General features: G+C 67.6%; 23 protein-coding genes and 1 riboswitch. Of the genes, 6 read left to right on the plus strand and 17 right to left on the minus strand.

What is annotated here, in order from left to right; all coding sequences use genetic code 11:
- Nucleotides 1-42: 42 nt before the first annotated feature.
- Both HPA02_RS02055 and HPA02_RS02060 read right to left on the minus strand, forming a co-directional pair.
- Nucleotides 43-1,152: an enoyl-CoA hydratase/isomerase family protein gene (locus tag HPA02_RS02055; protein WP_146801403.1), complete on the minus strand. Its 1,110-nt coding sequence runs from the start codon at nucleotides 1,150-1,152 to the stop codon at nucleotides 43-45.
- 64 nt (nucleotides 1,153-1,216) lie between these two features.
- Nucleotides 1,217-2,383, minus strand: coding sequence for an acyl-CoA dehydrogenase family protein (locus tag HPA02_RS02060; RefSeq protein WP_146801405.1), 1,167 nt, complete (start codon nucleotides 2,381-2,383; stop codon nucleotides 1,217-1,219).
- Nucleotides 2,384-2,612: 229 nt separating this feature from the next.
- Between HPA02_RS02060 and HPA02_RS02065 the strand changes: the two genes are divergently transcribed.
- A complete protein-coding gene (locus HPA02_RS02065; RefSeq protein ID WP_269750139.1) occupies nucleotides 2,613-3,068 on the plus strand; it encodes a MerR family transcriptional regulator in 456 nt (151 codons plus the stop codon).
- A gap of 89 nt (nucleotides 3,069-3,157) precedes the next feature.
- The gene (locus HPA02_RS02070) at nucleotides 3,158-4,843 is read left to right on the plus strand and encodes an AMP-binding protein (protein ID WP_146801407.1); all 1,686 of its coding nucleotides are present in this window, start codon (nucleotides 3,158-3,160) and stop codon (nucleotides 4,841-4,843) included.
- Nucleotides 4,844-4,901: 58 nt separating this feature from the next.
- Here HPA02_RS02070 and HPA02_RS02075 read toward each other — a convergent pair whose 3' ends face one another.
- From HPA02_RS02075 to HPA02_RS02095, 5 genes are all read right to left on the minus strand, one after another.
- Nucleotides 4,902-5,639 (minus strand): S-methyl-5'-thioinosine phosphorylase, encoded by a 738-nt coding sequence (locus HPA02_RS02075; protein ID WP_146801409.1) that lies wholly within the window; start codon nucleotides 5,637-5,639, stop codon nucleotides 4,902-4,904.
- A 139-nt stretch (nucleotides 5,640-5,778) separates the two neighbouring features.
- Entirely contained in the window at nucleotides 5,779-6,357 is a 579-nt protein-coding gene (locus HPA02_RS02080; protein WP_146801411.1) for a hypoxanthine-guanine phosphoribosyltransferase, read from the minus strand.
- Nucleotides 6,358-6,408: 51 nt separating this feature from the next.
- Nucleotides 6,409-7,428, minus strand: a complete 1,020-nt coding sequence (gene nagZ, locus HPA02_RS02085; protein ID WP_146801413.1) for a beta-N-acetylhexosaminidase — start codon at nucleotides 7,426-7,428, stop codon at nucleotides 6,409-6,411.
- 66 nt (nucleotides 7,429-7,494) lie between these two features.
- Nucleotides 7,495-8,007, minus strand: coding sequence for a L,D-transpeptidase (locus HPA02_RS02090; RefSeq protein ID WP_146801415.1), 513 nt, complete (start codon nucleotides 8,005-8,007; stop codon nucleotides 7,495-7,497).
- Nucleotides 8,008-8,664, minus strand: a complete 657-nt coding sequence (locus HPA02_RS02095) for a TetR/AcrR family transcriptional regulator (protein ID WP_146801416.1) — start codon at nucleotides 8,662-8,664, stop codon at nucleotides 8,008-8,010. It abuts the gene before it with no gap.
- Between the two features lie 252 nt (nucleotides 8,665-8,916).
- On the opposite strand from HPA02_RS02095, the gene lexA reads away from it, so the two are divergent.
- Entirely contained in the window at nucleotides 8,917-9,564 is a 648-nt protein-coding gene (lexA, locus tag HPA02_RS02100; protein WP_146801417.1) for a transcriptional repressor LexA, read from the plus strand.
- Between the two features lie 6 nt (nucleotides 9,565-9,570).
- Nucleotides 9,571-10,614 carry a DNA polymerase IV gene (dinB, locus tag HPA02_RS02105; protein ID WP_146801418.1) on the plus strand — a complete coding sequence of 348 codons (1,044 nt, stop codon included), beginning with the start codon at nucleotides 9,571-9,573 and terminating at the stop codon, nucleotides 10,612-10,614.
- A 123-nt stretch (nucleotides 10,615-10,737) separates the two neighbouring features.
- Here the strand turns inward: dinB and HPA02_RS02110 are convergent, their stop codons facing one another.
- From HPA02_RS02110 to purU, 3 genes are all read right to left on the minus strand, one after another.
- The gene (locus HPA02_RS02110) at nucleotides 10,738-11,322 is read right to left on the minus strand and encodes a TMEM165/GDT1 family protein (protein WP_146801419.1); all 585 of its coding nucleotides are present in this window, start codon (nucleotides 11,320-11,322) and stop codon (nucleotides 10,738-10,740) included.
- 84 nt (nucleotides 11,323-11,406) lie between these two features.
- Nucleotides 11,407-11,526, minus strand: a riboswitch (yybP-ykoY riboswitch).
- Nucleotides 11,527-11,573: 47 nt separating this feature from the next.
- Nucleotides 11,574-12,245 (minus strand): energy-coupling factor ABC transporter permease, encoded by a 672-nt coding sequence (locus HPA02_RS02115; protein WP_146801420.1) that lies wholly within the window; start codon nucleotides 12,243-12,245, stop codon nucleotides 11,574-11,576.
- A gap of 12 nt (nucleotides 12,246-12,257) precedes the next feature.
- Nucleotides 12,258-13,112 carry a formyltetrahydrofolate deformylase gene (gene purU, locus HPA02_RS02120; protein WP_146801421.1) on the minus strand — a complete coding sequence of 285 codons (855 nt, stop codon included), beginning with the start codon at nucleotides 13,110-13,112 and terminating at the stop codon, nucleotides 12,258-12,260.
- 233 nt (nucleotides 13,113-13,345) lie between these two features.
- Between purU and HPA02_RS02125 the strand changes: the two genes are divergently transcribed.
- Nucleotides 13,346-14,929 carry a ribonuclease J gene (locus tag HPA02_RS02125; RefSeq protein ID WP_146801437.1) on the plus strand — a complete coding sequence of 528 codons (1,584 nt, stop codon included), beginning with the start codon at nucleotides 13,346-13,348 and terminating at the stop codon, nucleotides 14,927-14,929.
- Between the two features lie 69 nt (nucleotides 14,930-14,998).
- Here the strand turns inward: HPA02_RS02125 and HPA02_RS02130 are convergent, their stop codons facing one another.
- The 7 genes from HPA02_RS02130 to mobA all read right to left on the minus strand — a co-directional run bounded on the left by HPA02_RS02130 (nucleotide 14,999) and on the right by mobA (nucleotide 20,195).
- Nucleotides 14,999-15,286: an H-NS family histone-like protein gene (locus HPA02_RS02130; protein ID WP_146801422.1), complete on the minus strand. Its 288-nt coding sequence runs from the start codon at nucleotides 15,284-15,286 to the stop codon at nucleotides 14,999-15,001.
- Between the two features lie 197 nt (nucleotides 15,287-15,483).
- Nucleotides 15,484-16,476, minus strand: a complete 993-nt coding sequence (moaA, locus tag HPA02_RS02135) for a GTP 3',8-cyclase MoaA (RefSeq protein ID WP_146801423.1) — start codon at nucleotides 16,474-16,476, stop codon at nucleotides 15,484-15,486.
- Nucleotides 16,473-16,928 carry a molybdopterin synthase catalytic subunit MoaE gene (moaE, locus tag HPA02_RS02140; protein ID WP_146801424.1) on the minus strand — a complete coding sequence of 152 codons (456 nt, stop codon included), beginning with the start codon at nucleotides 16,926-16,928 and terminating at the stop codon, nucleotides 16,473-16,475. The genes moaA and moaE overlap by 4 nt, the downstream gene beginning before the upstream one ends.
- Before the next feature lie 2 nt (nucleotides 16,929-16,930).
- On the minus strand, nucleotides 16,931-17,731 hold the full coding sequence (gene moaC / locus HPA02_RS02145) for a cyclic pyranopterin monophosphate synthase MoaC (protein WP_146801425.1): 801 nt from the start codon (nucleotides 17,729-17,731) through the stop codon (nucleotides 16,931-16,933).
- 13 nt (nucleotides 17,732-17,744) lie between these two features.
- Nucleotides 17,745-18,992 (minus strand): molybdopterin molybdotransferase MoeA, encoded by a 1,248-nt coding sequence (gene moeA, locus HPA02_RS02150; RefSeq protein WP_146801426.1) that lies wholly within the window; start codon nucleotides 18,990-18,992, stop codon nucleotides 17,745-17,747.
- Nucleotides 18,989-19,570: a molybdopterin-guanine dinucleotide biosynthesis protein B gene (gene mobB, locus HPA02_RS02155; protein ID WP_146801427.1), complete on the minus strand. Its 582-nt coding sequence runs from the start codon at nucleotides 19,568-19,570 to the stop codon at nucleotides 18,989-18,991. The genes moeA and mobB overlap by 4 nt, the downstream gene beginning before the upstream one ends.
- Nucleotides 19,557-20,195, minus strand: coding sequence for a molybdenum cofactor guanylyltransferase MobA (mobA, locus tag HPA02_RS02160; protein WP_146801428.1), 639 nt, complete (start codon nucleotides 20,193-20,195; stop codon nucleotides 19,557-19,559). Before mobA ends, mobB begins: the two co-directional genes overlap by 14 nt.
- A gap of 235 nt (nucleotides 20,196-20,430) precedes the next feature.
- Here mobA and HPA02_RS02165 point away from each other — a divergent pair, with 235 nt between their 5' ends.
- A complete protein-coding gene (locus HPA02_RS02165; protein WP_146801429.1) occupies nucleotides 20,431-21,012 on the plus strand; it encodes a cupin domain-containing protein in 582 nt (193 codons plus the stop codon).
- The last annotated feature ends 167 nt before the right edge of the window (nucleotides 21,013-21,179 follow it).

The following is a 21,179-nucleotide window of genomic DNA, read 5'->3' on the forward strand; positions in this document are numbered from 1 at the left end:
GGCCGGGGCCGGTCCCCCGCCTGACGAGGAAGGACTCTCGACCTAGAGATCCCGTAGCGGATGGTTCTCGTCGGGCCACAGGGGTGCCAGCAGGGCCTCGACCTGCGCCTCGGGCACCTGGTCGAAGCCGGCATGGGACCAGCGCGGGTTCTTGTCCTTGTCGATCAGCAGGGCCCGCACCCCCTCCCCCAGGTCGCCCTCCACGCAGCAGCGCACCGATAGCGACAGCTCCTCGCGAAATGCCTGGGCCAGGCTGCCGTGGCGATGACGCTGGATCATCGCCCAGGCCAGATGGGCGCTGAGCGGACAACCCTCGGCCAGGCGCCGACGGTTGGCGACCAGCCAGGGATCGTCGCGCTGGTCCGCGAGAATTCGCCCCACCGCCTCGTTCAAGCCGCCCCGGGCGGTCAGCGATTGCAGATGATCGAAGTGGGGCCATAGCTGGGCCGCCGGGGCGCGCTCGCGGGCCTCGAAACGATCCAGCACCCCGTCCACCACGACCGCCGCTGCATCGGTGGTGAAGTCTGCCTCGCCCAAGGCCGCCAGCAGCGCCTCGCGGGTTTCCCGGGGCACCAGGCGATCCGCCAGCCCCAGATCCAGGGCATCCCGGGCATTGAGCTGGGCCCCGGTCAACCCCAGGTAGGCCCCGATGCCCGGCGCCATGCGTCCCAGGAACCAGCTGGCGCCGATATCCGGGTAGAGACCGATGGTGATCTCCGGCATGGCGATGCGGGTGGTCTCGGTGGCCAGGCGGTGGGAGGCGCCGGCCATCAGTCCCAGGCCGCCGCCCATCACGATGCCGTCGCCCCACACCACTACCGGCTTGGGGTAGGTATGAATGCGGTGATCCAGGCGATACTCGGCGGCGAAGTAGTCGCCGGTGAAGGCGCTGGCGGCCTCCGCGCCCTCGCCGATGGCGCGATAGAGGGCAACGATATCGCCACCGGCACAGAACGCCTTGTCTCCGGCCCCCTCCAGCCAGACCGCCGCGATGGCGTCGTCCTCGGCCCAGGCCGAGAGGCGCTGGTCCAGGGCCTCGATCATCGCCCGGGAGAGGGCATTGAGGGCCCGCGGCGCATTCAGCCGCGCCAGGCCCAATCGACGCCCGCCGCGCAGCGGGACCTCCTCGAAAATCACCACCTCGTCGCTCATCTTCCCTCCTCGCTGGATTTATTCGCCATCACGGTACCATCGTATCGAAATTCCCGGTGACGATTTAGGCCAGGGATTCGACGACCCCATCGGCCAGTAATCGCCTCGCCACGATGACCCGCATGATCTCGTTGGTACCTTCGAGGATCTGATGTACCCGGGTATCGCGCACCAGCCGCTCCAGGGGGTACTCCTTGATATAGCCGTAGCCGCCATGCAGCTGCAGCGCCTCGTTGCACACCGTGAAGCCCATGTCGGTGGCATGGCGCTTGGCCATGGCACAGTAGGCGCTGGCCTCGGGGTCGCCGTGATCGAGGCGCCAGGCCGCATGGCGTACCATCAGCCGCGCCGCGGTGAGCTCGGTGGCCATATCGGCGAGCTTGAATTGCAACGCCTGGAAGGCGCTCAGTGGGCGCCCGAACTGCTGGCGGTCGGCCAGGTAGTCCCGGGCCAGGGTCAGCGCCTGCTGGGCGGCCCCCAGGGAGCAGCTGGCGATATTCAGGCGACCGCCATCGAGCCCCTTCATGGCGAACTTGAAGCCCTCGCCCTCCTCGCCCAGGCGATGGGCCGCCGGGACCCGCACCCCGTCGAAGCTTATCAGCCGGGTGGGCTGACTCTTCCAGCCCATTTTCTCCTCGTTCTTGCCGTACTCGATGCCGGCGGCGTCCGCCGGCACGGCAAAGGCGGAGACGCCGGCGGCGCCGCTGTCCGGCCCGCCGGTGCGGGCCATCACCACCAGCAGGTCGGTGGCCCCGGCCCCGGAGATAAACATCTTGGAGCCCGAGATCACATAGTCGTCGCCATCGCGTACCGCCTTGGTGCGCAGGCTGGCGGCATCGGAGCCGCTACCCGGCTCGGTGAGACAGTAGGAGGCCAGCGCCTCGCCGCTCACCAGCCGCGGCAACCAGGCCTCCTGAAGCGATGCCCCGCCCCAGTTGGCGACCATCCAGGTGGCCATGTTGTGAATGGTCAGATAGGCGGTGGTGGAGATGCAGCCGCTGGCCAACTGCTCGAAGATCAAGGAGGCCTCCAGGCGGGAGAGCCCCAGGCCCCCGGCCGCCTCGGGGGTATAGATGGCCAGGAAGCCCGCTTCGCCGGCGCGCTTGATCACCTCCACCGGGAAGTGGGAGCGCGCGTCCCAGTCGGCAGCATTGTCGGCCAGCTCGGCGCGGGAGAAATCCGCCGCGGCCTGCTGCAGGGCTCGTTGATCCTCGGTCAGGGAAAAGTCCATGCCTTCACTCCTTTCGCAGTAAGTTGCGCCGGGGCCAAGACTCCCGGCGACGACTGGAAACCAACCTAGCACTTGCTAGGTTGTTTGGCATCCCCCGGGGGCTACGCCAAAAGTCGATGATTCCGCACTTTACGTTAACGTAAACTTGGCGCTAGGCTTTGGAAAGCAAGGACGGGATGCGAGATCATAGGCGACACACTGCCAACCGTCTGACTACAGGATGACAACGATGCCGAAACCCCGCCAGGAGGCGATGGCTTCCCCCAGCGCGACCGGGGCACTGAAACCTCAGCGCCGCAGCTACTCGATCGGTGAGTTGTCGCGGCTGTTCGAGGTGACGCCACGCACCATTCGCTTCTACGAGCAGGAGGGCCTGCTGGCCCCGGAGCGACGCGGCCAGACCCGCATCTACCACGAGAAGGATCGGGTGCGCCTGAAGCTGACCCTGAGGGGCAAGCGGCTGGGCTTTACCCTGGCGGAGATTCGCGAGGTCATCGAGCTCTACGACGCCATGCCGGATGGCAATGCCCGTCAGTTGCAGCGCATGCTGGAGATCCTCAGTGCCAAGCGGGCCGAGATGCAGGCGCGCCTGGAGGACATCCGCCTGATGCAGCAGGAGCTCGACGAGGTGGAGAACCGCTGTCGCAGCGTTCTCGAGCAGTTGGATCGCCGCGACGTCACCTGAGTCCGACCCGCTCCCGTCATGGACACCGGGCGACGCGCTTCGCGCCGCCCCAGCAACAATAACAAGCACCCGCCATCTAAGGAGCCACCATGACGCCTCAGCCTGCCAGCTATGTCAGTGGAATCAGCGATACGCCCCTCAAGGGACAGACCATCGGCGACTGTTTCGATGCCACCGCGGCCCGCTTCCCGGAACGGGAGGCCCTGCTCAGCCTGCATCAGGGCCTGCGCTATCGCTGGCGCGAGCTCAAGGCCGCGGTGGACCAGACCGCCCGCGCCCTGCTGGCGCTGGGTGTCGCCAAGGGCGACCGGGTGGGCATCTGGTCTCCCAACTGCGCCGAGTGGACCCTGACCCAGTTCGCCACCGCCAAGATCGGCGCCATCCTGGTCAATATCAATCCCAGCTACCGCACCCATGAGCTGGAGTATGCCCTCAAGCAATCCGGCACCTCGACGCTGATCCTGCAGGGCGCCTTCAAGAACTCGGACTATGTGGCGACCCTGGCGGAGCTGATGCCGGAGCTTCGGGATAGCGACCCCGGCATGCTGCAGAGTGCCCGGCTTCCCGAGCTCAAGCGGGTGATCTGCCTGGATGGCGAACGCGCCCTGCCCGGCATGCTGAGCTGGCAGGCCCTCCAGGCAAGGGCCGACGCGGTGGGCGAGGAGCGCCTGGCCGAGGTGCAGGCGAGCCTGCAGTTCGACGAGCCGATCAATATCCAGTACACCTCTGGCACCACGGGCGCGCCCAAGGGGGCCACCCTCTCCCACCACAATATCCTCAACAACGGCTTCTTCGTCGCCCGCACCATGAAGCTGAGCGAGGCCGACCGGATGGTGATCCCGGTGCCCCTCTACCACTGCTTCGGCATGGTGATGGGCAACCTGGGCTGCATGACCCATGGCGCCACCATGATCTATCCCGGCGACGGCTTCGACCCGGAGAGCACCCTGCGTGCGGTGGCCGAGGAGCGCGCCACCGCCCTCTATGGGGTGCCGACCATGTTTATCGCCGAGCTGGATCACCCCGGCTTCGCCGACTTCGACCTCTCCAGCCTGCGCACCGGGGTGATGGCCGGCTCGATCTGCCCCATCGAGGTGATGCGCAAGGTGATCGACAAGATGCATATGGAGGAGGTCACTATCTGCTACGGCATGACCGAGACCAGCCCGGTAAGCTTCCAGACCCGCACCGATGCGCCCCTGGAGAAGCGCGTCACCACCGTGGGCACCATCCATCCCCACCTGGAAGTCAAGCTGGTCGACCCGGAGACCGGCGCCGTGGTGCCCCGAGGGGCGACCGGTGAGCTATGCACCCGCGGCTACAGCGTGATGCTTGGCTACTGGAACAACCCGGAGGCCACCACCAAGGCCATCGATGAGGCCGGCTGGATGCATACCGGCGACCTGGCGAGCATGGACGAGGACGGCTATGTGGCCATCGTCGGGCGCATCAAGGACATGATCATCCGCGGCGGCGAGAACATCTATCCCCGAGAGATCGAAGACTTCCTCTATACCCATCCGGCCATCTCCGATGTACAGGTGATCGGCGTGCCCGACGAGAAGTATGGCGAGGAGGTGATGGCCTGGGTCAAGCTCAGTGACGGCGAGCGCCTCGACGAGGCGGGCCTCAAGGCCTTCTGCCAGGGCAAGATCGCTCACTACAAGATCCCGCGCTATGTGAAGTTCGTCGATGAGTTTCCGATGACCGTCACCGGCAAGATCCAGAAGTTCAAGATGCGTGAGGAGGCCACCCACGAACTGGGGCTGGCATAATCGCCCCACCTGGTCCAAGACAGCCCACCGGAGACGGCGGGGCCCTCATAACGAAGGCTCAAGGCTCGGCGAGCAATAACGCCTCGATCACCCCGCGGGCCCGGACGATAGCGGCCTCGAGGGCGGCTTCCACGTCGGCCATAGCGATCTCGCCCTCGCCGATGCCCGCCGCGCTGTTGACTACCAGCGCCAGGCTCGCATAGGGCAGCGCCAGCTCCCGGGCCAGGGCCGCCTCGGGCATGCCGGTCATGCCTACCAGGGTGGCACCATCCCGGGCCAGCCGGGCGATTTCGGCGGCGGTCTCGAGCCGCGGCCCCTGAGTACAGGCATAAACGCCCCCGGCCACCGGGGACTCCCCTGCCCTGGCCCCGGCGGCCAGCAGCGCCTGGCGCAGGGCCGCGTCATAGGGGTGAGTAAAGTCGATATGCGCCAGCGGCTTGAAGCGACCATCGAAGTAGGTCGCCTCCCGGCCATGGGTATAGTCGATCAGCTGGTCCGGCACCACCAAGGCGCCGGTGCGCAAGGTGGGATCGATGCCCCCCACCGCATTGATCCCCACCACCCGGCTGGCCCCCGCCTGGCGCAACGCCCAGAGGTTGGCGCGGTAGTTGATGCGATGGGGCGGCAGGCGTCGGGGCTGGCCGTGGCGCGCCAAGAAGAGCATCTCACGATCCTGCAGGCGCCCCTGGAGCACCGGTGCCGAGGCACTGCCCAGGGGGGTCTCGCAGCCATGCCGCCGCAGGATCTCCAGGCCGGGAATCTCGCTAAGGCCGGTACCGCCGATAATTGCCAGCATCGATCCTCTCCTTGGCGCTCCGGGCGTCGCGATGGCCGCCCTTGTCGATCCTTACCAGCATGCCGAAGCCGAACACATAGCGATCCTCGACTTTGACGCTGCGAAAGGTATCGAGCGCCTTGAGCCCTGCCTCCGGAACCTACAACCCTTTCGGCGCGAAGATCCCCGGGGCATTGCGCCAGTAGCCTTTGTAGTCCATGCCGAAGCCGAACACATAGCGATCCTCGACTTCGAGGCTACAGTAATCGGCCCGGAGCCCCGGTACCGCCTTGCGCTCGTGGGTCTTGTCCACCAGCACGGCGGTGGAGACGCTGGCCGCCCCCGCCTCGCGGCAGTAGTCGAGGATCGCCGCCAGGGTGGCGCCTTCGTCGAGGATGTCGTCGACGATCACCACATGGCGTCCGGCCATGGGGATCTCCGGGGAGACTCGCCAGAACAGCTCGCCGCCGCGAATGCCGCCCCGGTAGCGGGTGGCATGCAGGTAATCCACCTCCAGGGGGAAGCCCAGGCGGGGCAACAGATGACCGGTGGTGATCAGGCCACCGTTCATCACGCAATAGAAGACCGGCAGCTTGTCACCCAGGTCGGCGGTGATCTGCTCGGCCATGCGGTCCAGGGCCGCCTCCACCGCCGCCTGGGAGATCAGACAGTCGGCATCGGCCATAAGATCGCGCATGGTGGTCAGGGATTGATGGTGCTCGGGGGCCAGTCGCGTCATGGGCTCGCTCTCGAAAAGGGTCGGCGGGTGGCGGCTCGGCGCCACCGCTTATCAGGGGGAAGTGTCGGCCAGGGATTCCAGTTGGGCGTGCACGCGGCGCCAGCGCGAGAGCGCCGGCAAGGCCTCGAGGCTGGGGCGGGCGCGGCGGTACCGCAACTTGGCCTGGCGCTTGCTAGCGCGTCCCTCGCAGGCGTCCAGTACCTCCAGGGCGGCGGCGCGATCATTGCAGATCAGCACCATGTCGCAACCGGCCTCCAGGGCCGCCAGGGCGCGCTCGCCAGGCGTCCCCGCCACGGTAGCACCGGCCATACCCAGGTCGTCGGAGAAGATGGTGCCCTTGAAGCCCAGCTCCTCGCGCAGCAGGCCCAGCCAGCTGCGTGAGAAGCCGGCGGGACGCTCGTCGAAGGCGGAGTAGACCACATGCGCCGGCATCACCCCGTCCAGCTCGCCGGCCAGCTCGGCGAAGGGCAGCAGGTCATGGCGTCGCAGCGCCTCCAGGGGGCGCGAATCCACCGGCAGTTCGTGATGGGAGTCGGCGGCCACGCCGCCATGACCGGGGAAGTGCTTGCCGACCGCGACCATGCCCGCCTCGTGGAGGCCATTGATAAAGGCGCGTCCCAGCAGGCTGACCACCCGGGGGTCAGCGGAGAAACTGCGATCGCCGATCACCGTGGAGTCGCCGCCATCCACGTCGAGCACCGGGGCGAAGGAGAGGTCGAGGGCGCAGGCAGCCATCTCCATCCCCAGCAGCCAACCGGCGTCCTGACAGCGCTGCACCACGGCCTGGGGATCGCTGTCGAAGCCCTCGGCGAGACGCGCCATGGCGGGCAGGCGAGTCACCCCCGCCCGCAGGCGCTGGACCCGTCCGCCCTCCTGGTCGATGGCCAGCAGCAGGTCGGGGCGCAGGCGGCGTATCGCCGCGCAGAGGGCCTGTACTTGCTGGGCATCCTCGATATTTCGTGAGAACAGGATCACGCCACCGACTTCGGGGCGCTTGAGCATGTCACTTTCCTCAGGGCGAAGCCGGGGGCCTTCGAGGTCCAGCATCACCGAGCCGAGAGGTTGCGTCATGTTCATCTTCCTTGGCTGAAGAAGTGGGGCATTCTAGACCAATGTCTGAGACGACAACAGGGTCACTCAGTCGTGGAGCCACACCGGCGTGCCCGCAGGGGCCGCGGCGAATAGCGCCAGGAGGTCATCGTCACGCAGGCGGATACAGCCGTGGGAGGCGGCCACCCCCATGGGCTGATCCGGCGGGGTGCCATGCAGATAAATATAGCGACGCTGACTATCCACGTCGCCGCCGCGGTTGTATCCCGGCTCCAGGCCGCACAACCAGAGGATGCGAGTGAGGATATAGTCGCGATCCGGCACCGCCTGCTCGGGGTCGAAGATCTCCCCCGTGGGGCGACGCCCGCGAAATACCGTGCCGCGGGGACGATCGGCGCCGATGACGGCGCGGATATAGTGCCAGCCCAGGGGGGTCTGACCACTCCCCTCCCGTTGGCCATTACCGGCCACGCCGCTGGAGATGGCATGGGTCGAGACCACCTCGCGGCCACGCCAAAGGGTCAGGCGCTGGGCGTCGAGGTCGATCTCGAGCCAGGGCCCCTGCTCGGGCGGCAGGGCATCGAGTCGTGGCGTAGGCATCTAGGCCACCGATTCGGCGGACGCCGGCAGGGGCGCATGCATGGCCGAGACCACCACCGGGCGCATGCGGCGGATCAGGTCACGCACGGTGACCTGCTCGCCATAGTCCTGCTCGGCGATATCGCGCAGGGCATCGAGGCCCGAGAGGGTGAAGATCACGCTGCCCAGCACGAAATGCAGGCGCCAGAAGCGCTCGGCATCCGGCAGCTCCGGGGTGGCGCGGCGCACCAGCTCGGTGAAGCGGGTGAAGACGCTGCCATAGTGCTCCTGGATATAGCGCCGCAGGTGGCCCTGGGCCTGACTGTAGGCGAGCCCCAGCAGGCGCATGAAGACCTTGAGGCTGTTGCGCTCGGCGGGCACCTCCAGCACGGTGCGGGCCATGCTCTCCAGTAGGGTCTCCAAGGGAATCTCGCGCCCCTGATACTCCGCCTCCAGCTCATCCAGGACGGCGTGGAAGCGCTCGGTGAAGGGATCCAGGTAGCGGGCGAAGACCGCCTGGATCAGCGCCTTCTTGGAGCCGAAGTGGTAGTTCACGGCGGCCAGGTTGACCTTGGCTTTGCTGGTGATATTGCGCAGGGAGGTCTCGGCGAAACCGCGCTCGGCGAACAGCACCTCGGCGGTATCGAGAATACGGGTGACGGTATCGGTCTGGGCCATGGGCGGGGCTCCCCTGGCCGTCCGCTCCGGCGTTTCCCCGCGAGGGCCGGGGAGAGGGCGAGCACGCCTGCCCCGGATAAGACGGCTGTTTAAAACATTATATCTTCGAGTAATGCCGGGATAGTGGCATAAAACGAGATAGTTTAAAACGCTGTTACACTCAGGATACGCGGCATCCGGGGAGAATGCTTACTGTATGTAAAACCATGCTGTATACTTGAACAAACCCTCGAACACGCCGTGGAGCCCGCCATGAGCCGCCCCCTCACCCCCCGCCAGCAGAATGTCTATGACTTTATCGTCAAGACCCTCAACGAGCAGGGCTACCCGCCGACCCGTGCCGAGATCGCCCGGGCCCTGGGCTTTCGCTCCCCCAATGCCGCCGAGGAGCACCTGCGCGCCCTGGAGCGCAAGGGAGTGATCCGCATGGTGGCGGGCACCTCACGGGGCATTCGCCTGCCCGCCCAGGAGCAGGCCGAACCCGAGGGCGAGCCCCCGTCCCAGGGACTCCCCATCATCGGCGAGGTGGCCGCCGGCAGCCCCGTCCTGGCCACCGAGCATATCGATCGCTACTGCCCGCTGCCGCCAGAGTACTTCACGCCCCGAGCCGACTACCTGCTGCGGGTCCGCGGCCTGTCGATGAAGGACGTGGGCATCCTCGAAGGCGACCTGCTGGCGGTGCATCGCACCGAGCGGGTCCGCGACGGCCAGATCGTGGTGGCACGCCTCGAGGACGAGGTGACGGTGAAGCGGTTCCGCCGCCAGGGGCCGCGGGTCTGGCTGGAGGCGGAAAATCCCGACTTCGCGCCCATCGAGGTGGACCTGCGCAACGAGGCCCTGGAGATCGAGGGCATCGGCGTCGGGGTGATCCGCGGCGGCAACGGCCAGGCCCTCAACTAGGACGCCATGGCGAGCCGCAAGATTCTCCACGCCGACTGCGACTGCTTCTATGCGGCGGTGGAGATGCGCGACGACCCCACCCTGCGCGAGGTGCCCCTGGCGGTGGGCGGCAGTCAGGAGCGGCGCGGGGTCATCGCCACCTGCAATTATGCCGCCCGGGCCTTCGGGGTGCGCTCGGCGATGCCCACCGCGCGGGCCCTGCGCCTGTGCCCCGACCTGGTACTGCGCGCGCCGGACTTCGAGCGCTATCGGGCGGTCTCCCGGGAGATCCTCGCGCTGTTTCACGAGCTCACGCCCCGCGTCGAGCCGCTCTCCCTGGACGAGGCCTACCTGGATATCAGCGCCGTGACCCGCTTCCGGGGCAGCGCCACCTGGATGGGCGAGTGGCTCAAGGCGCAGTGCCTGGCCCGTACCGGCATCACCCTCTCGGTGGGCGCCGCCCCCAACAAGTTCCTGGCCAAGGTGGCCAGCGACTGGGACAAGCCGGATGGCCTCAAGGTGATCCCTCCCCAGGCCATGGAAGCCTTCGTGGCGGCCCTGCCGGTGACCTGCCTGCCCGGGGTGGGACCGGCCACCGCCACCAAGCTCGAGACCCTGGGCATTCGGCGTTGCGATGAGCTGCGTCACCTGCCTCGGGAGGCACTGATCGAACGGTTCGGCAAGTTCGGCCAACGCCTCTTCGAGCTCTGCCGGGGACGCGACGAGCGCGAAGTGCGCCCCCAGCGGGTGCGCAAGTCGGTGAGCGTGGAGACCACCTTTCCCCGCGACCTGCCGGACCTGGCCAGCTGCCAGGCCGCCCTGCCGGCGCTGGTGGATCGCCTGGAGGCTCGCCTGGCCCGCCACGGCCATCCGCCGCCGAGCCAGGCCTTCGTCAAGGTACGCTTCGACGACTTCAGCCTCACCACCCTGGAAGGCAGCGCCCCCTGGGACGCCCTGATGACCCAAGCCTGGGGACGCGGCGCCCGCCCGGTGCGCCTGCTCGGCGTCGGCGTGCGCCTGCGCCCACCGGAGGCGCGCCGTCAACTGCCACTCTTCGACGAAGGCCCCTGAGCCCCCTCCCCGCCCTCTCTCCTGCAACTCAGGCCTGAAGGCGCGACGCCAACTCCCACTCTTCGAAGAAGGTGCCTGAAACAACGCCACGCCGCTCCTCAGTGCACCCGCCCCTCCTGCGGCCTAGGCAGGCAGCAGCTCCCAAGCCCGCGCCTCAACCAGCACCACCCAGAGCCCCAGCAGGATAAAGAGCGCACTGGCCAGCAGATGCACCAAGCGCACCGGCAGCCGCTCGCTGAAGCGTGCCCCCAGCCAGAGCACCGGCGCATTGGCCGCCAGCATGCCCAGGGTGGTCCCGAGGGTCACCGCCAGCACCGCCTCGAAGCGGGCCGCCAGCAGCACGGTGGCGATCTGCGTCTTGTCGCCGATCTCGGCCAGGAAGAAGAGCACGAAGGAGGTAAAGAAGACGCCATGGCCCGGGGCACCGGCATCCAGGCCATCGTCATCATCGGGGCGCAGCAGCCAGAGGCCCATGGCGACACAGGCCAGGCCTACCGCCAGGGTCATCCACTGGGCATCGATCCAGGCGGAAAGGGAGGCACCCAGCCAGGCGGAGACGCCGTGATTGATCAGGGTCGCCAGGAGAATCGCCCAGAAGATGGGCCAGGGTCGAGAGAAGCGCGCCACCAGCAGCAGGGCCAGAAGCTGGGTCTTGTCGCCGATCTCGGCGAGACCCACTGCCAGGGTCGAGGTGATCAGGGCTTCCAAGGGATCTAGACTCCACGGCCGGCTCGCACGGACAGAACATGGATCGCCGCCGGCCTCGGAAGCGTCCATGTCCTGAGTCTCGTCGAGCCACTGACGTGGCCGCCGGCACCATGGTCGAGGGTGACCAAAGCTGTTGATGCCGGCCTTTCTCCGGGGCCGCTCCCAGGGGCGGCGGGAAAGTGACTACTCCCCCAAAACGCTTGTCACTATAACCACTTAGGCGGTAGTCGCCAAGGCCTATTTGCCCCGCCCTACTTGGTGTCGATATAGCGATGACGGTTGAAGGTGGCGACCCACTCCGGGTGATAGACCAGCATCAGGCTGAGCAGCATGCCGGTAATAAAGGCCTCGGAGGGCATCAGCAGCGGCAGGAAGCGGGCGTACTCGGTGACCAGGAACCAGGCCTGGGGATCGGTGGTGCCCAGTCCCACGATCGCCAGCACGCCGAGCCCCGCCGCCAGGGTGGCGAGGGCGCTGCCGAAGAAGCCACAGAGGAACAGGAAGACCGCCAGGTTATCCGGCAGCCAGCGATCCACCAGGCGCCAGGCCACCACCATCACCAGGGCCGGCACCACCCCACTGACCAGCACATTGACCCCCAGCAGTGGCCAGGCCACCTTGCCCACCGCCAGCATGGCGACGTTGACGGCCAGATTGATCAGCAGCGCCAGCGGCGCCTTGAACATCAGCGTCAGCAGCGCCGTCATCATCAGGTGCAGGGAGAGCCAGTCCACCGCCTGGGCGCGCAGTTGCCAGAGCAGCATCACCGCCACGGCGGCGGCCATCAGGCGATGCTGGGCGACGGGACGACCGACCAGCGCCCGCCAGGGGCGCTGCGCCAGGGCTAGCCCCAGCACCGCCGCCGACAACAACCAGCCGGCCACCAGCATCCAGGGGGCCAGCAGCGTCTCGGTGAAGGTCACGCGCCGACCTCCTCAGGCGAAGACCACGGTCTTGTTGCCGTGGATCAGTACCCGATCCTCCAGATGCCAGCGCAGGCCCCGGGCCAGCACCGCCTTCTCCACGTCGCGACCGAAGCGCACCAGGTCCTGGGGGGTATGGCAGTGGCTGACCCGGTGGATGTCCTGCTCGATGATGGGGCCGGCATCCAACTCGGAGGTCACATAGTGGCAGGTGGCGCCGATCAGCTTGACGCCCCGCTCATAGGCCTGGTGATAGGGCTTGGCCCCGGCGAAGGAGGGCAGGAAGCTGTGGTGGATATTGATCACCCGGCCCGCGTAGCGCTCGCAGAGGCCCGGCGGCAGGATCTGCATATAGCGGGCCAACACCACCGAGTCCGCCTCGGCGGCCTCCACCAGGCGCTCCACCTCGGCGAAGGCGCCGGCCTTGTCGACAGGGTCCACCGGCACATGGTGATAGGGAATGCCATGCCACTCCACCAGGGCACGCAGGTCATCATGGTTGGAGATCACGCAGGGGATATCGCACTCCAACTCCCCGGCGGTCCAGCGATAGAGCAGATCCACCAGGCAGTGGGAGGCCCGGGAGACCATCAGCACCACCCGCCGCCGCTGGGCGGTATCGGTCAGCGCCCAGGTCATGGTGAACTCTTCGGCGATGGGAGCGAAGGCCTCGCGGAAGCCGTCGGCATCCAGCGGCATGGAGTCGGCCTGGATCTCGTAGCGCATAAAGAAGCGACCGGTCTCCAGGTCCGAGTGCTGGTTGGCCTCGGTGATGGAACCGCCTTGGCTGGCGATAAATCCGGAGACTCGGGAGACGATTCCCACCCGGTCCGGGCAGGAGACCACCAGGCGATAATAGTGTGACATGGACAGCGTATCCGTCTTTAGAATCAAACCATAGGGGACGCAGAGTGTAACCAATTCCGACCCGGCGGAACACGCTCGCCCTGCCCGCATTGTGGACCCCGCCGCCCTTCCCGTATGATGCACGATTCCGTCAGACGATCGCCTTGCCCATGTCACGCCCTCGAGTCCAGATCCGCCCTCGCAGCCAGCCGCCCCTCTACTTTCTGCCCCTGGGAGGCTGTGGCGAGATCGGCATGAACCTCAACCTCTACGGGCATGACGACCACTGGATCGCCGTGGACTGCGGCATGATGATCCGCCAGGATCTCCCCGACGCTCCCCTGCAGGTGCCCAACCTGGCGGCCTTGACCACCCTGGGCATTAGCCCCAGGGCGCTCTACATCACCCATGGACACGAGGATCATATCGGCGCCGCCGCCTGGCTATGGCCCAAGCTGGGCTGCCCCATTTATGCCTCGCCCCTGGCCGCCGGCCTGCTGCGAGCCAAGTTCGTCGAACAGGGCCTGGCCTGCGAGGCGATTCGAGTGATCGAGCCGGGGGAAGCCTACGAGAGCGGCCCCTTCACCCTGCGCCTGCTGCCGCTGACCCACTCCATTCCCGAGAGCTGCGCCCTGCTGATCACCACCCCCCAGCAGCGTATCCTGCATACCGGCGACTGGAAGCTCGACCCGGCCCCGGTGATCGGCGCCCCAGTGGACGAGGCCCTCTACCGTGCCCTGGCGCCGGTGGACCTGGTGGTGGGCGATTCCACCAATGCCCCCCTGCCCGGCCACTCGCGCAGCGAAGGCGAAGTGGCCGAGGCCCTGGAGCGACTGCTACCCGACTGCCGGGGTCGAGTGGTGGTGAGCTGCTTCGCCAGCAACCTGGCCCGGGTGCTCTCCATCGCTCGAGCCGGGACCCGCTGCGGTCGCCGCATCAGCCTGATGGGACGCGCCATGGAGCGCATGGTGGGGGTGGCCCGGGGCCTGGGCTATCTGGACGACCTGCCGCCCCTGGTGCCGACCCGCGACCTGGGCTACCTGCCCCCCGAGGAGGTACTGGTGATCGCCACCGGCAGCCAGGGCGAGCCCCGGGCCGCCCTCTCCCGGCTCGCCCAGGGCCGCCACCCGCACCTGGAACTGGCGGCCGGCGACAGCGTGATCTTCTCCGCCAAGGCCATTCCCGGCAACGAGCTGCTGATCGAGCGTCTGCAGGCTGGCCTCAAACGGCTCGGCGTAGCGATCCTCGACGAGAGCGACCACCCCGAGCTGCACGCCTCCGGCCACCCGGCCCAGGAGGAGCTGACCACCCTCTACGGCTGGGTCAGGCCGCGGCGCCTGCTGCCGGTACATGGCGAGCATCGCCACCAGGAGGCCCACCGGCGGCTGGCCGAGGGCCTGGGCATCGAGGCCCCGTTGATCCCCAGCAACGGCGATCTGATTCGCCTGGATAGCGAGGGCCTGCATCGCCAGGCACGCCACCCCGAGCCTCCCTGCCTGGTCCCTCAGCATGGCGGTGGCCCGCGCCCGTCGAAGGGCAGCGGCGCCTCATCGTCCCGCCACCCGCCGCTATTCCTGGCCCTGCCGGTGCTGCCCCGCGAGGGCCAAGGCTGGGCACGCATCGGCCGCCTGCTGTTGGACGCCCCGGAGGAGCTCCCCCTGGACGAGCTGGCCTTCGGCGACTGGCTGGATGAGCATCTGGCCCTGGCCGGCGGCGAGACCCTGGTGGCGCTGCGCGGCGAGCTGGAGCCGGGGCTGCTGCGCTATTTCCAGGATCATCTGCGCCGCCCCGTCGCCCTGCACCTGCAACTCTTCGCCGCCGAACCCCAGAGCGACTGAGCCAAAAACACCAAGGTGAGCCCGTGGCTCGCCTTGGTGACTCATCGATCGCGATGCTCGCATCAGGCCTCAGGCGCCCGACTTCTTTTTCGGCGGACGCCCCCGGCGCTTGGGCTGCTCGGAGACCAGGTCATCCAGGGAGAGCCCCGCCTCGTTGATCGCCTCGCGGATCTCGGCCAGCTTGCGTTCCTTCATCGCCTCTTCCTGCTGGCGACGCAATTCATCTTCCTGCTTCTGCTCGATGACTTCCCCGATCACCTCGGCCAACTTATGCAGCTGTTCCATGCTGAGCTGACGCGCCGCGGCTCGGGCGACATTCTTGTTGCGAGCGATTTTTTCCAGAGACTCGGCGGACATTGGCCTCCTCCATTTCAGGAATCCGGGTGGGGTTGTTAGCCTTACTAACTTGGCAGTATATGCGCCTATGGTGGTTTAGCAAGCAATATGGCCGTGGAAAAGCCGCCCATGACAGAAGGAATTCTCTCTGCTTGGCGAAAGAAAAAAGGGAGGCCTTGGCCTCCCCGTCTCTTCTTCCTCGAGACCCGGCGACACGATTAACCGCCGGTCATATTCATAAAGCGCACCACCTGAACGTCACCGTCGGTAGTGAAGTGATGGCGCTCCGGCTTGAGCGGCATGGCCGCCACGATGGCCGCCTTGAGTCGCTCCAGATCACTGGGATAGCGGCGCAGCACCGCCCGTAGATCCACGGAGTGTTCATTGCCCAGGCAGAGCAGCAAGCGCCCCTCCACCGTGACACGTACCCGATTGCAGCTAGCACAGAAGTTGTGGCTATGGGGCGAGATAAAACCGATGCGGCTGGCGTGATCGGCCATGCGGAAATAACGCGAGGGCCCCGGGGTGACTTCCGCGGTCGGCATCAAGGGGTAACGCGCCTCGATCAGCGCCTGCACCTCGTCGCTGGAGCAGTAGGTCTCGTCGCGACCATGGTCGGAGACCTGACCCAGGGGCATCTCCTCGATAAAGCTGATATCCAGGGACTCGCGACGGGCGAATTCCACCAGGTCGAGCACCTCGTCGTCGTTGCGCCCCTTGAGGATCACCGCATTGAGCTTGATCCCCTGGAAGCCGGCATCCTGGGCGGCATGAATGCCATCGATTACCTTGTGCAGGTCACCCGTGCGGGTCAGGCGGCGAAACTTGTCGGCATCCAGGGAGTCGAGGCTGATATTGAGCCGCCCCAGGCCGCCGCGACGCAGGGCCGGCGCCCATTTGCGCAGCCCGGCCCCGTTGGTGGTCATGGCGAAGTCCCTGAGACCATCCAGGGCCCCCACCTCCTCCACCAGGGTATCGATGCCACGCCGCACCAACGGCTCGCCGCCGGTGAGACGAATCTTGGCCACGCCCAATTCGACGAAGGCCCGGGCCACCTGGGCCAACTCCTCCAGGGTCAATACCTGGGCCCGGGGCAGGAAGGTCATCTCCTCGCTCATGCAATAGACGCAGCGAAAGTCGCAGCGGTCGGTGACCGAGAGCCGCACATAGTCGACCCGCCGGCCGAAGTCATCGATCAGGGATGGGCTCATGGTGTTTCCTCCCAGCGCTGGGCATCCTGGTGGTCGCTGTGGCGCTCGGCCACCCAGTAATGGCCGCTGGCGGTGTGTTCCTTCTTCCAGAAAGGCGCCCGGGTCTTGAGGTAGTCCATGATGAAATCACAGGCCTCGAAGGCGGCGCGGCGATGGGCGCTGGCCACCACCACCAGGACGATGGGGTCGCCGGGCGTCAGGTGGCCCACCCGATGGATCAGGCACACCCCTTGCAGGGGCCAGCGCGCCTCGGCCTCGGTGACGATCTCGGCCAGGGCGGCCTCGGTCATGCCGGGATAATGCTCGAGGGTCAGCCCCTCTACCTCGGGGCGCTCATTGAAATCGCGCACCTGGCCCACGAAACTGACCAGGGCGCCGATATCGGTACGCCCCTCGCTCAGGGCCGCCATTTCCGCCCCGGCATCGAAGGGCGCCTGCTGCACACGAATCATCGTCACCCTCCCGTTACCGGGGGAAAGAAGGCCACCTCATCGCCCTCGGTCAGGGGCGTCTGATCGCCTCCCATCACCTGGTTGACGGCACACAGGATGCGCGCCTCCTTGAGCAGGGCGAAACCGGCATCACGCGCCTCGAGAGCCGCCTTGAGCCCGGCGACATCGGCACTGGGCAGCGCATCGAGGGCGATCTCCACCTCGCTGACCTCGAGGCGCTCGCGCAGCTCCGCCAGGCACTTGACCCTCAGCAGGCTACCCTGGGCCGCCTCCCCCAGGGCCACCACCCCGGGCTCGCCGCTGCCGGTGACGATGGGCGCGGGGGGCGTCACCCCGCGGCGGTAGTCGCCGGACTGGCCGCCGCTCTTCGACTCCAGTCGCAGCGCCTCGATCTGCATCGCCTTGTCCACTGCCTTGCACATGTCATAGAGGGTCAGGCAGGCCACCGAGACCGCGGTCAGGGCCTCCATCTCGACCCCGGTACGGCCGTTGAGGCGACAAGTGGCGGTGACCTCCACGCAGGCGGCCGCCTCATTCAGGTGGAAATCGATCGCCACCTTGGAGAGCGGCAGCGCATGGCAGAGCGGAATCAGCTCATGGGTGCGCTTGGCGGCCTGGATGCCGGCAATCCGCGCCGTGGCCAGGACGTCGCCCTTAGGCAGCCCGCCCTGTGCCAGCAGCGCCAGGGTCTCGGGGCGCATGGTGATGCGCCCGCTGGCCACCGCCTCGCGGCGGGTCTCGCCCTTGTCGGCCACGTCCACCATATGGGCTTCACCGCGGGCATTGAGATGGGTCAGGCTCATGGCTGTTTCCTGTCTAGCTGAAATCGTTGAGGAGTTGCAGGGTAACCGGCTCGCCCTCGGCCACCCCCTCGCGTTCGGCGCCTACCTCGATCAGGCAGTCGGCCAACACCATGGAGGTGAGGATGCCCGAGCCCTGGCGGCCGGTGGGGGTCACCCAGAGTCGTCCCTGACTGTCACTGTGGTAGCTGCCGCGCAGATAGTCGACCCGCCCGACACGGCTGGCCAGGGGCGTGGTGGCCAGGGCGGTGAGGCGCCGCGGCTGCCACCCGGGCTGCCCCATCAGCCGGCGTAGCACCGGCTGCACGAACTGCAGGAAGGTGACCATCACCGCCACCGGGTTGCCGGGCAGGCCGAAGAAGGGGGTGCGCTCCGGCCCCAGCCAGCCGCAGGCCAGGGGCCGACCCGGGCGCATGGCGATGCGCCAGAAGCCCAGCTCGCCGACCTCGCCGAGGGCCGCCTTGATCCAGTCGGCACGCCCCACCGAGACGCCACCGCTGGTGATCACCATATCGGCCCGGGAGGCGGCACCACTCAGGGCGGCGGCCATGGTCTCGCGATCATCCGGCAGGATGCCCAGATCGATGATCTCGCAGCCGAGCGCGTCGAGCAGGCCACGCAGGGAGTAGCGGTTGGCATCATAGATGCCCGCCATGGGCAGCGGCGTCCCGGGTGCCGTGACCTCGTCGCCGCTGGAGAAGATCGCCACTCGCGGGCGGCGATGGACCCGCGCCTCGGCCACTCCCAGGGAGGCCAGCAGGCCCAGTTGGGCCGGGCCCAGGCGGGTGCCGGCGACCAGGGCCAGGCTGTCGCGGGACACATCCTCTCCGGCCTGGCGCACATGCTGGCCGCGACGCACCGTGTCGGGGCGGGTCACCCTCACCCGGTCATCGTCGGGGAACGCCAACTGCTCCTGCATGATCACGGTATCGGCCCCCGGGGGCAGGGGCGCACCGGTGGTAATGGCCATCGCCTCCCCCACCGCCAGGCCGCGCTCGGCGTGGCTTCCCGCCAGCACCGTCCCGACCAGGGCCAGGGTCTCGGCGGCGGCGGGCCAGGCCAGGGCGATGCCGTCCATGGCGGCATTGGTATTCTGGGGCACGTCGATGGGCGAGCGGATGGCATCGGCCAGCACCCGTCCCGGCAGCTCGACCAGGGGACAGGACTCGCTCGCCAGGGGCGCCGCGACCAGGCCTTCGAGATGGCGCTGGGCCTCGTCGACCGCGAGCATGCGCTCGCCGAGATCGAAGCAGGAGAGGCTCATGGCGACACCTCCGTGCCCGGGCGTGCGGCCACGGGCCAGCGGGCCGGCCAGGCCGCCACCCAGTCGGCCAGGGCCTGGTGATCGTTGAGATCCAGCCCCTCGACAGCCGCCGGCAGGGCCAGCGGCGCCGGGCTCGCCACCGCCCGGACCCAGGGATCCTGGGGGGCCAGCAGCGGCTTGCCGAGCTCGGGGCGATGCAGCTCCAGCTTGGGCAACGGCCAGGCCTTGAAGCCCTCGACCAGCACCAGGTCGGGACGACGCGGGCGCAGCAGGTCGATCAGCTCGAGCAGCTCCGGCTCCTCCTGCCCCGGGGTCTCGTACATCAGGGCGACCCGGCGCCGCGAGGCCACCAGCATGGGCGCGGCACCGGCCTGGCGCAGGCGATGGCTGTCCTTGCCGGGGCGATCCACCTCGAACTCGTGGTGGGCGTGCTTGATCACCGCCACTTGCAGGCCGCGCTCGGCCAGCCGCGGCAGCAGTGCCTCCAGCAGCGTGGTCTTGCCGGTGCCGCTCCAGGCGGCGATGCCCAGCAGCGGCAGGGGCTCGTCGGCGAAGCCAATTCGGTCAAGGCGACTCATGGGGCACCTCCCGGTCGCCGGCCGCGCGCCGCGCCTCCAGGCATCGTCGCTCCTCTTCGGTATTGAGGTTGGCGAAGGCCTCGGGCCCCTCGTCGAAGGGCACCCGGCCCCAGGAGTGGCACGCATACCAACGATCGATCTTGCGCTCGCCGGCGGCCAGTGCCCGGCCCAGGTCGTCGGCTAGGTCACGGCGGATCAACGCCACCACCGGGTGATCTCGCTGGCCATCGAAGGCAGTGGCGATGGCCGCCTCGCCGCGTCCCGCCCAGAGCCGCTCGAGCAAGTCCATCGGTAGCCTAGGACTGTCGCAGGGCACGACGAGCACCCAGGGCGTGGTCGCGGCACAGAGTCCGCTCCAGATACCCATCAGCGGCCCTTGGTAGCCGGACTCGCGGTCGGCGACGACCCGATCCGCCCAGGCCGCATAGGCCGCCGGGTGGCGATTGGCATTGATCAGTAACTCGGCCACCCGCCCCGCCAGGGGCGCGCGAGCATGGGCGACCAGCGGGCGACCGGCGAATTCCACCAGCCCCTTGTCGAGCCCGCCCATGCGCCGCCCCTGACCGCCGGCCAGGATCAAGCCGGTTATCTGATGACGGGGGGGGACCTGCGAAAACTTGTCCATTTGGTCAACTTAGCATCCAAGGCATCATCTGGCTAGGCGCCCGTCGAACGGAATCACTCATGAGGAAATCCCGCGGCCGACGGACTGCTGACTTCAGCCTACCCCATGGCACCGTTGGACTCATCACCGCAGGCGACTTTTCCCATGAAATCCATGCACTGGCGCGCGGCGCTTAAGTTCGCTCACGTAACCGGGTATGCTATGTAAAAGATCTTCAACATAAGGACCCCAATCCATGGGCGGATTCGACGTCGGCGAGCGTCTCAAACAGTTGCGCCTGGCCCGCCAGCTCTCCCAGCGAGAACTGGCCAAGCGGGCCGGCGTGACCAACAGCACCATCTCCCTGATCGAGCAGAACAGCGTCAGCCCCTCGGTCAGCTCCCTGAAGAAGATTCTCGATGCGCTGCCGGTCTCCATCAGCGAATTCTTCGCCGGCGAGGAGCTCAGCCAGGAACAGGTCTTCTATCGGGCCGAGGAGCTCACCGAGATCGGCGACGGCACCCTCTCCTGGAAGCTGGTGGGGGCGCGCCGCCCCAATCGCAGCATGTCGATCATCCATGAGCGCTACCCCCCGGGGGCCGATACCGGCGAGGAAATGCTCGAGCACGAGGGGGAAGAAGGCGGAGTGATCATCTCCGGCACCATCGAGCTCACCGTGGGCGGCGAGGTCCAGCTATTGACCGCCGGCGATGCCTACTACTTCGACTCCCGCCTGCCTCACCGTTTCCGCAACAAGAGCGACAACGAGTGCGTGATCGTCAGCGCGAACAATCCGCCCTCCTTCTCCGACGGTGGCACCGAGCAGCATCATGCCTGAGTCCGGCAGTATCGGCGGTAGCGCGCTGAGTCAGCGCCGCCGATACCACCTCGCCGCCCCTTGCTCCGACGGCGGCACCGAGCAGCATCACGCCTGACCACACCTGGGGTCTCGCGCGGAATCAGCGCCGCTAACACAAGCCCGCCGCCCTCCTTCTCCGACAGCGG

The organism is Bisbaumannia pacifica, assembly GCF_007989625.1.
In the GTDB taxonomy this organism is placed as follows: Bacteria; Pseudomonadota; Gammaproteobacteria; order Pseudomonadales; family Halomonadaceae; genus Bisbaumannia; species Bisbaumannia pacifica.

Coding starts and splice junctions, on each gene's coding strand:
- moaE (WP_146801424.1), bottom strand. CDS start 16,928: ATGATTCGTGTGCAGCAGGCGCCCTTCGATGCCGGGGCGGAAATGGCG.
- nagZ (WP_146801413.1), bottom strand. CDS start 7,428: ATGACGCAACCTCTCGGCTCGGTGATGCTGGACCTCGAAGGCCCCCGG.
- HPA02_RS02055 (WP_146801403.1), bottom strand. CDS start 1,152: ATGAGCGACGAGGTGGTGATTTTCGAGGAGGTCCCGCTGCGCGGCGGG.
- moaC (WP_146801425.1), bottom strand. CDS start 17,731: ATGAGCCTGACCCATCTCAATGCCCGCGGTGAAGCCCATATGGTGGAC.
- HPA02_RS02080 (WP_146801411.1), bottom strand. CDS start 6,357: ATGACGCGACTGGCCCCCGAGCACCATCAATCCCTGACCACCATGCGC.
- mobA (WP_146801428.1), bottom strand. CDS start 20,195: ATGGACAAGTTTTCGCAGGTCCCCCCCCGTCATCAGATAACCGGCTTG.
- purU (WP_146801421.1), bottom strand. CDS start 13,112: ATGTCACACTATTATCGCCTGGTGGTCTCCTGCCCGGACCGGGTGGGA.
- HPA02_RS02065 (WP_269750139.1), top strand. CDS start 2,613: ATGCCGAAACCCCGCCAGGAGGCGATGGCTTCCCCCAGCGCGACCGGG.
- moeA (WP_146801426.1), bottom strand. CDS start 18,992: ATGAGCCTCTCCTGCTTCGATCTCGGCGAGCGCATGCTCGCGGTCGAC.
- HPA02_RS02060 (WP_146801405.1), bottom strand. CDS start 2,383: ATGGACTTTTCCCTGACCGAGGATCAACGAGCCCTGCAGCAGGCCGCG.
- HPA02_RS02075 (WP_146801409.1), bottom strand. CDS start 5,639: ATGCTGGCAATTATCGGCGGTACCGGCCTTAGCGAGATTCCCGGCCTG.
- moaA (WP_146801423.1), bottom strand. CDS start 16,476: ATGAGCCCATCCCTGATCGATGACTTCGGCCGGCGGGTCGACTATGTG.
- lexA (WP_146801417.1), top strand. CDS start 8,917: ATGAGCCGCCCCCTCACCCCCCGCCAGCAGAATGTCTATGACTTTATC.
- HPA02_RS02125 (WP_146801437.1), top strand. CDS start 13,346: ATGAACCTCAACCTCTACGGGCATGACGACCACTGGATCGCCGTGGAC.
- dinB (WP_146801418.1), top strand. CDS start 9,571: ATGGCGAGCCGCAAGATTCTCCACGCCGACTGCGACTGCTTCTATGCG.
- HPA02_RS02095 (WP_146801416.1), bottom strand. CDS start 8,664: ATGGCCCAGACCGATACCGTCACCCGTATTCTCGATACCGCCGAGGTG.
- HPA02_RS02070 (WP_146801407.1), top strand. CDS start 3,158: ATGACGCCTCAGCCTGCCAGCTATGTCAGTGGAATCAGCGATACGCCC.
- HPA02_RS02130 (WP_146801422.1), bottom strand. CDS start 15,286: ATGTCCGCCGAGTCTCTGGAAAAAATCGCTCGCAACAAGAATGTCGCC.
- HPA02_RS02090 (WP_146801415.1), bottom strand. CDS start 8,007: ATGCCTACGCCACGACTCGATGCCCTGCCGCCCGAGCAGGGGCCCTGG.
- HPA02_RS02165 (WP_146801429.1), top strand. CDS start 20,431: ATGGGCGGATTCGACGTCGGCGAGCGTCTCAAACAGTTGCGCCTGGCC.
- mobB (WP_146801427.1), bottom strand. CDS start 19,570: ATGAGTCGCCTTGACCGAATTGGCTTCGCCGACGAGCCCCTGCCGCTG.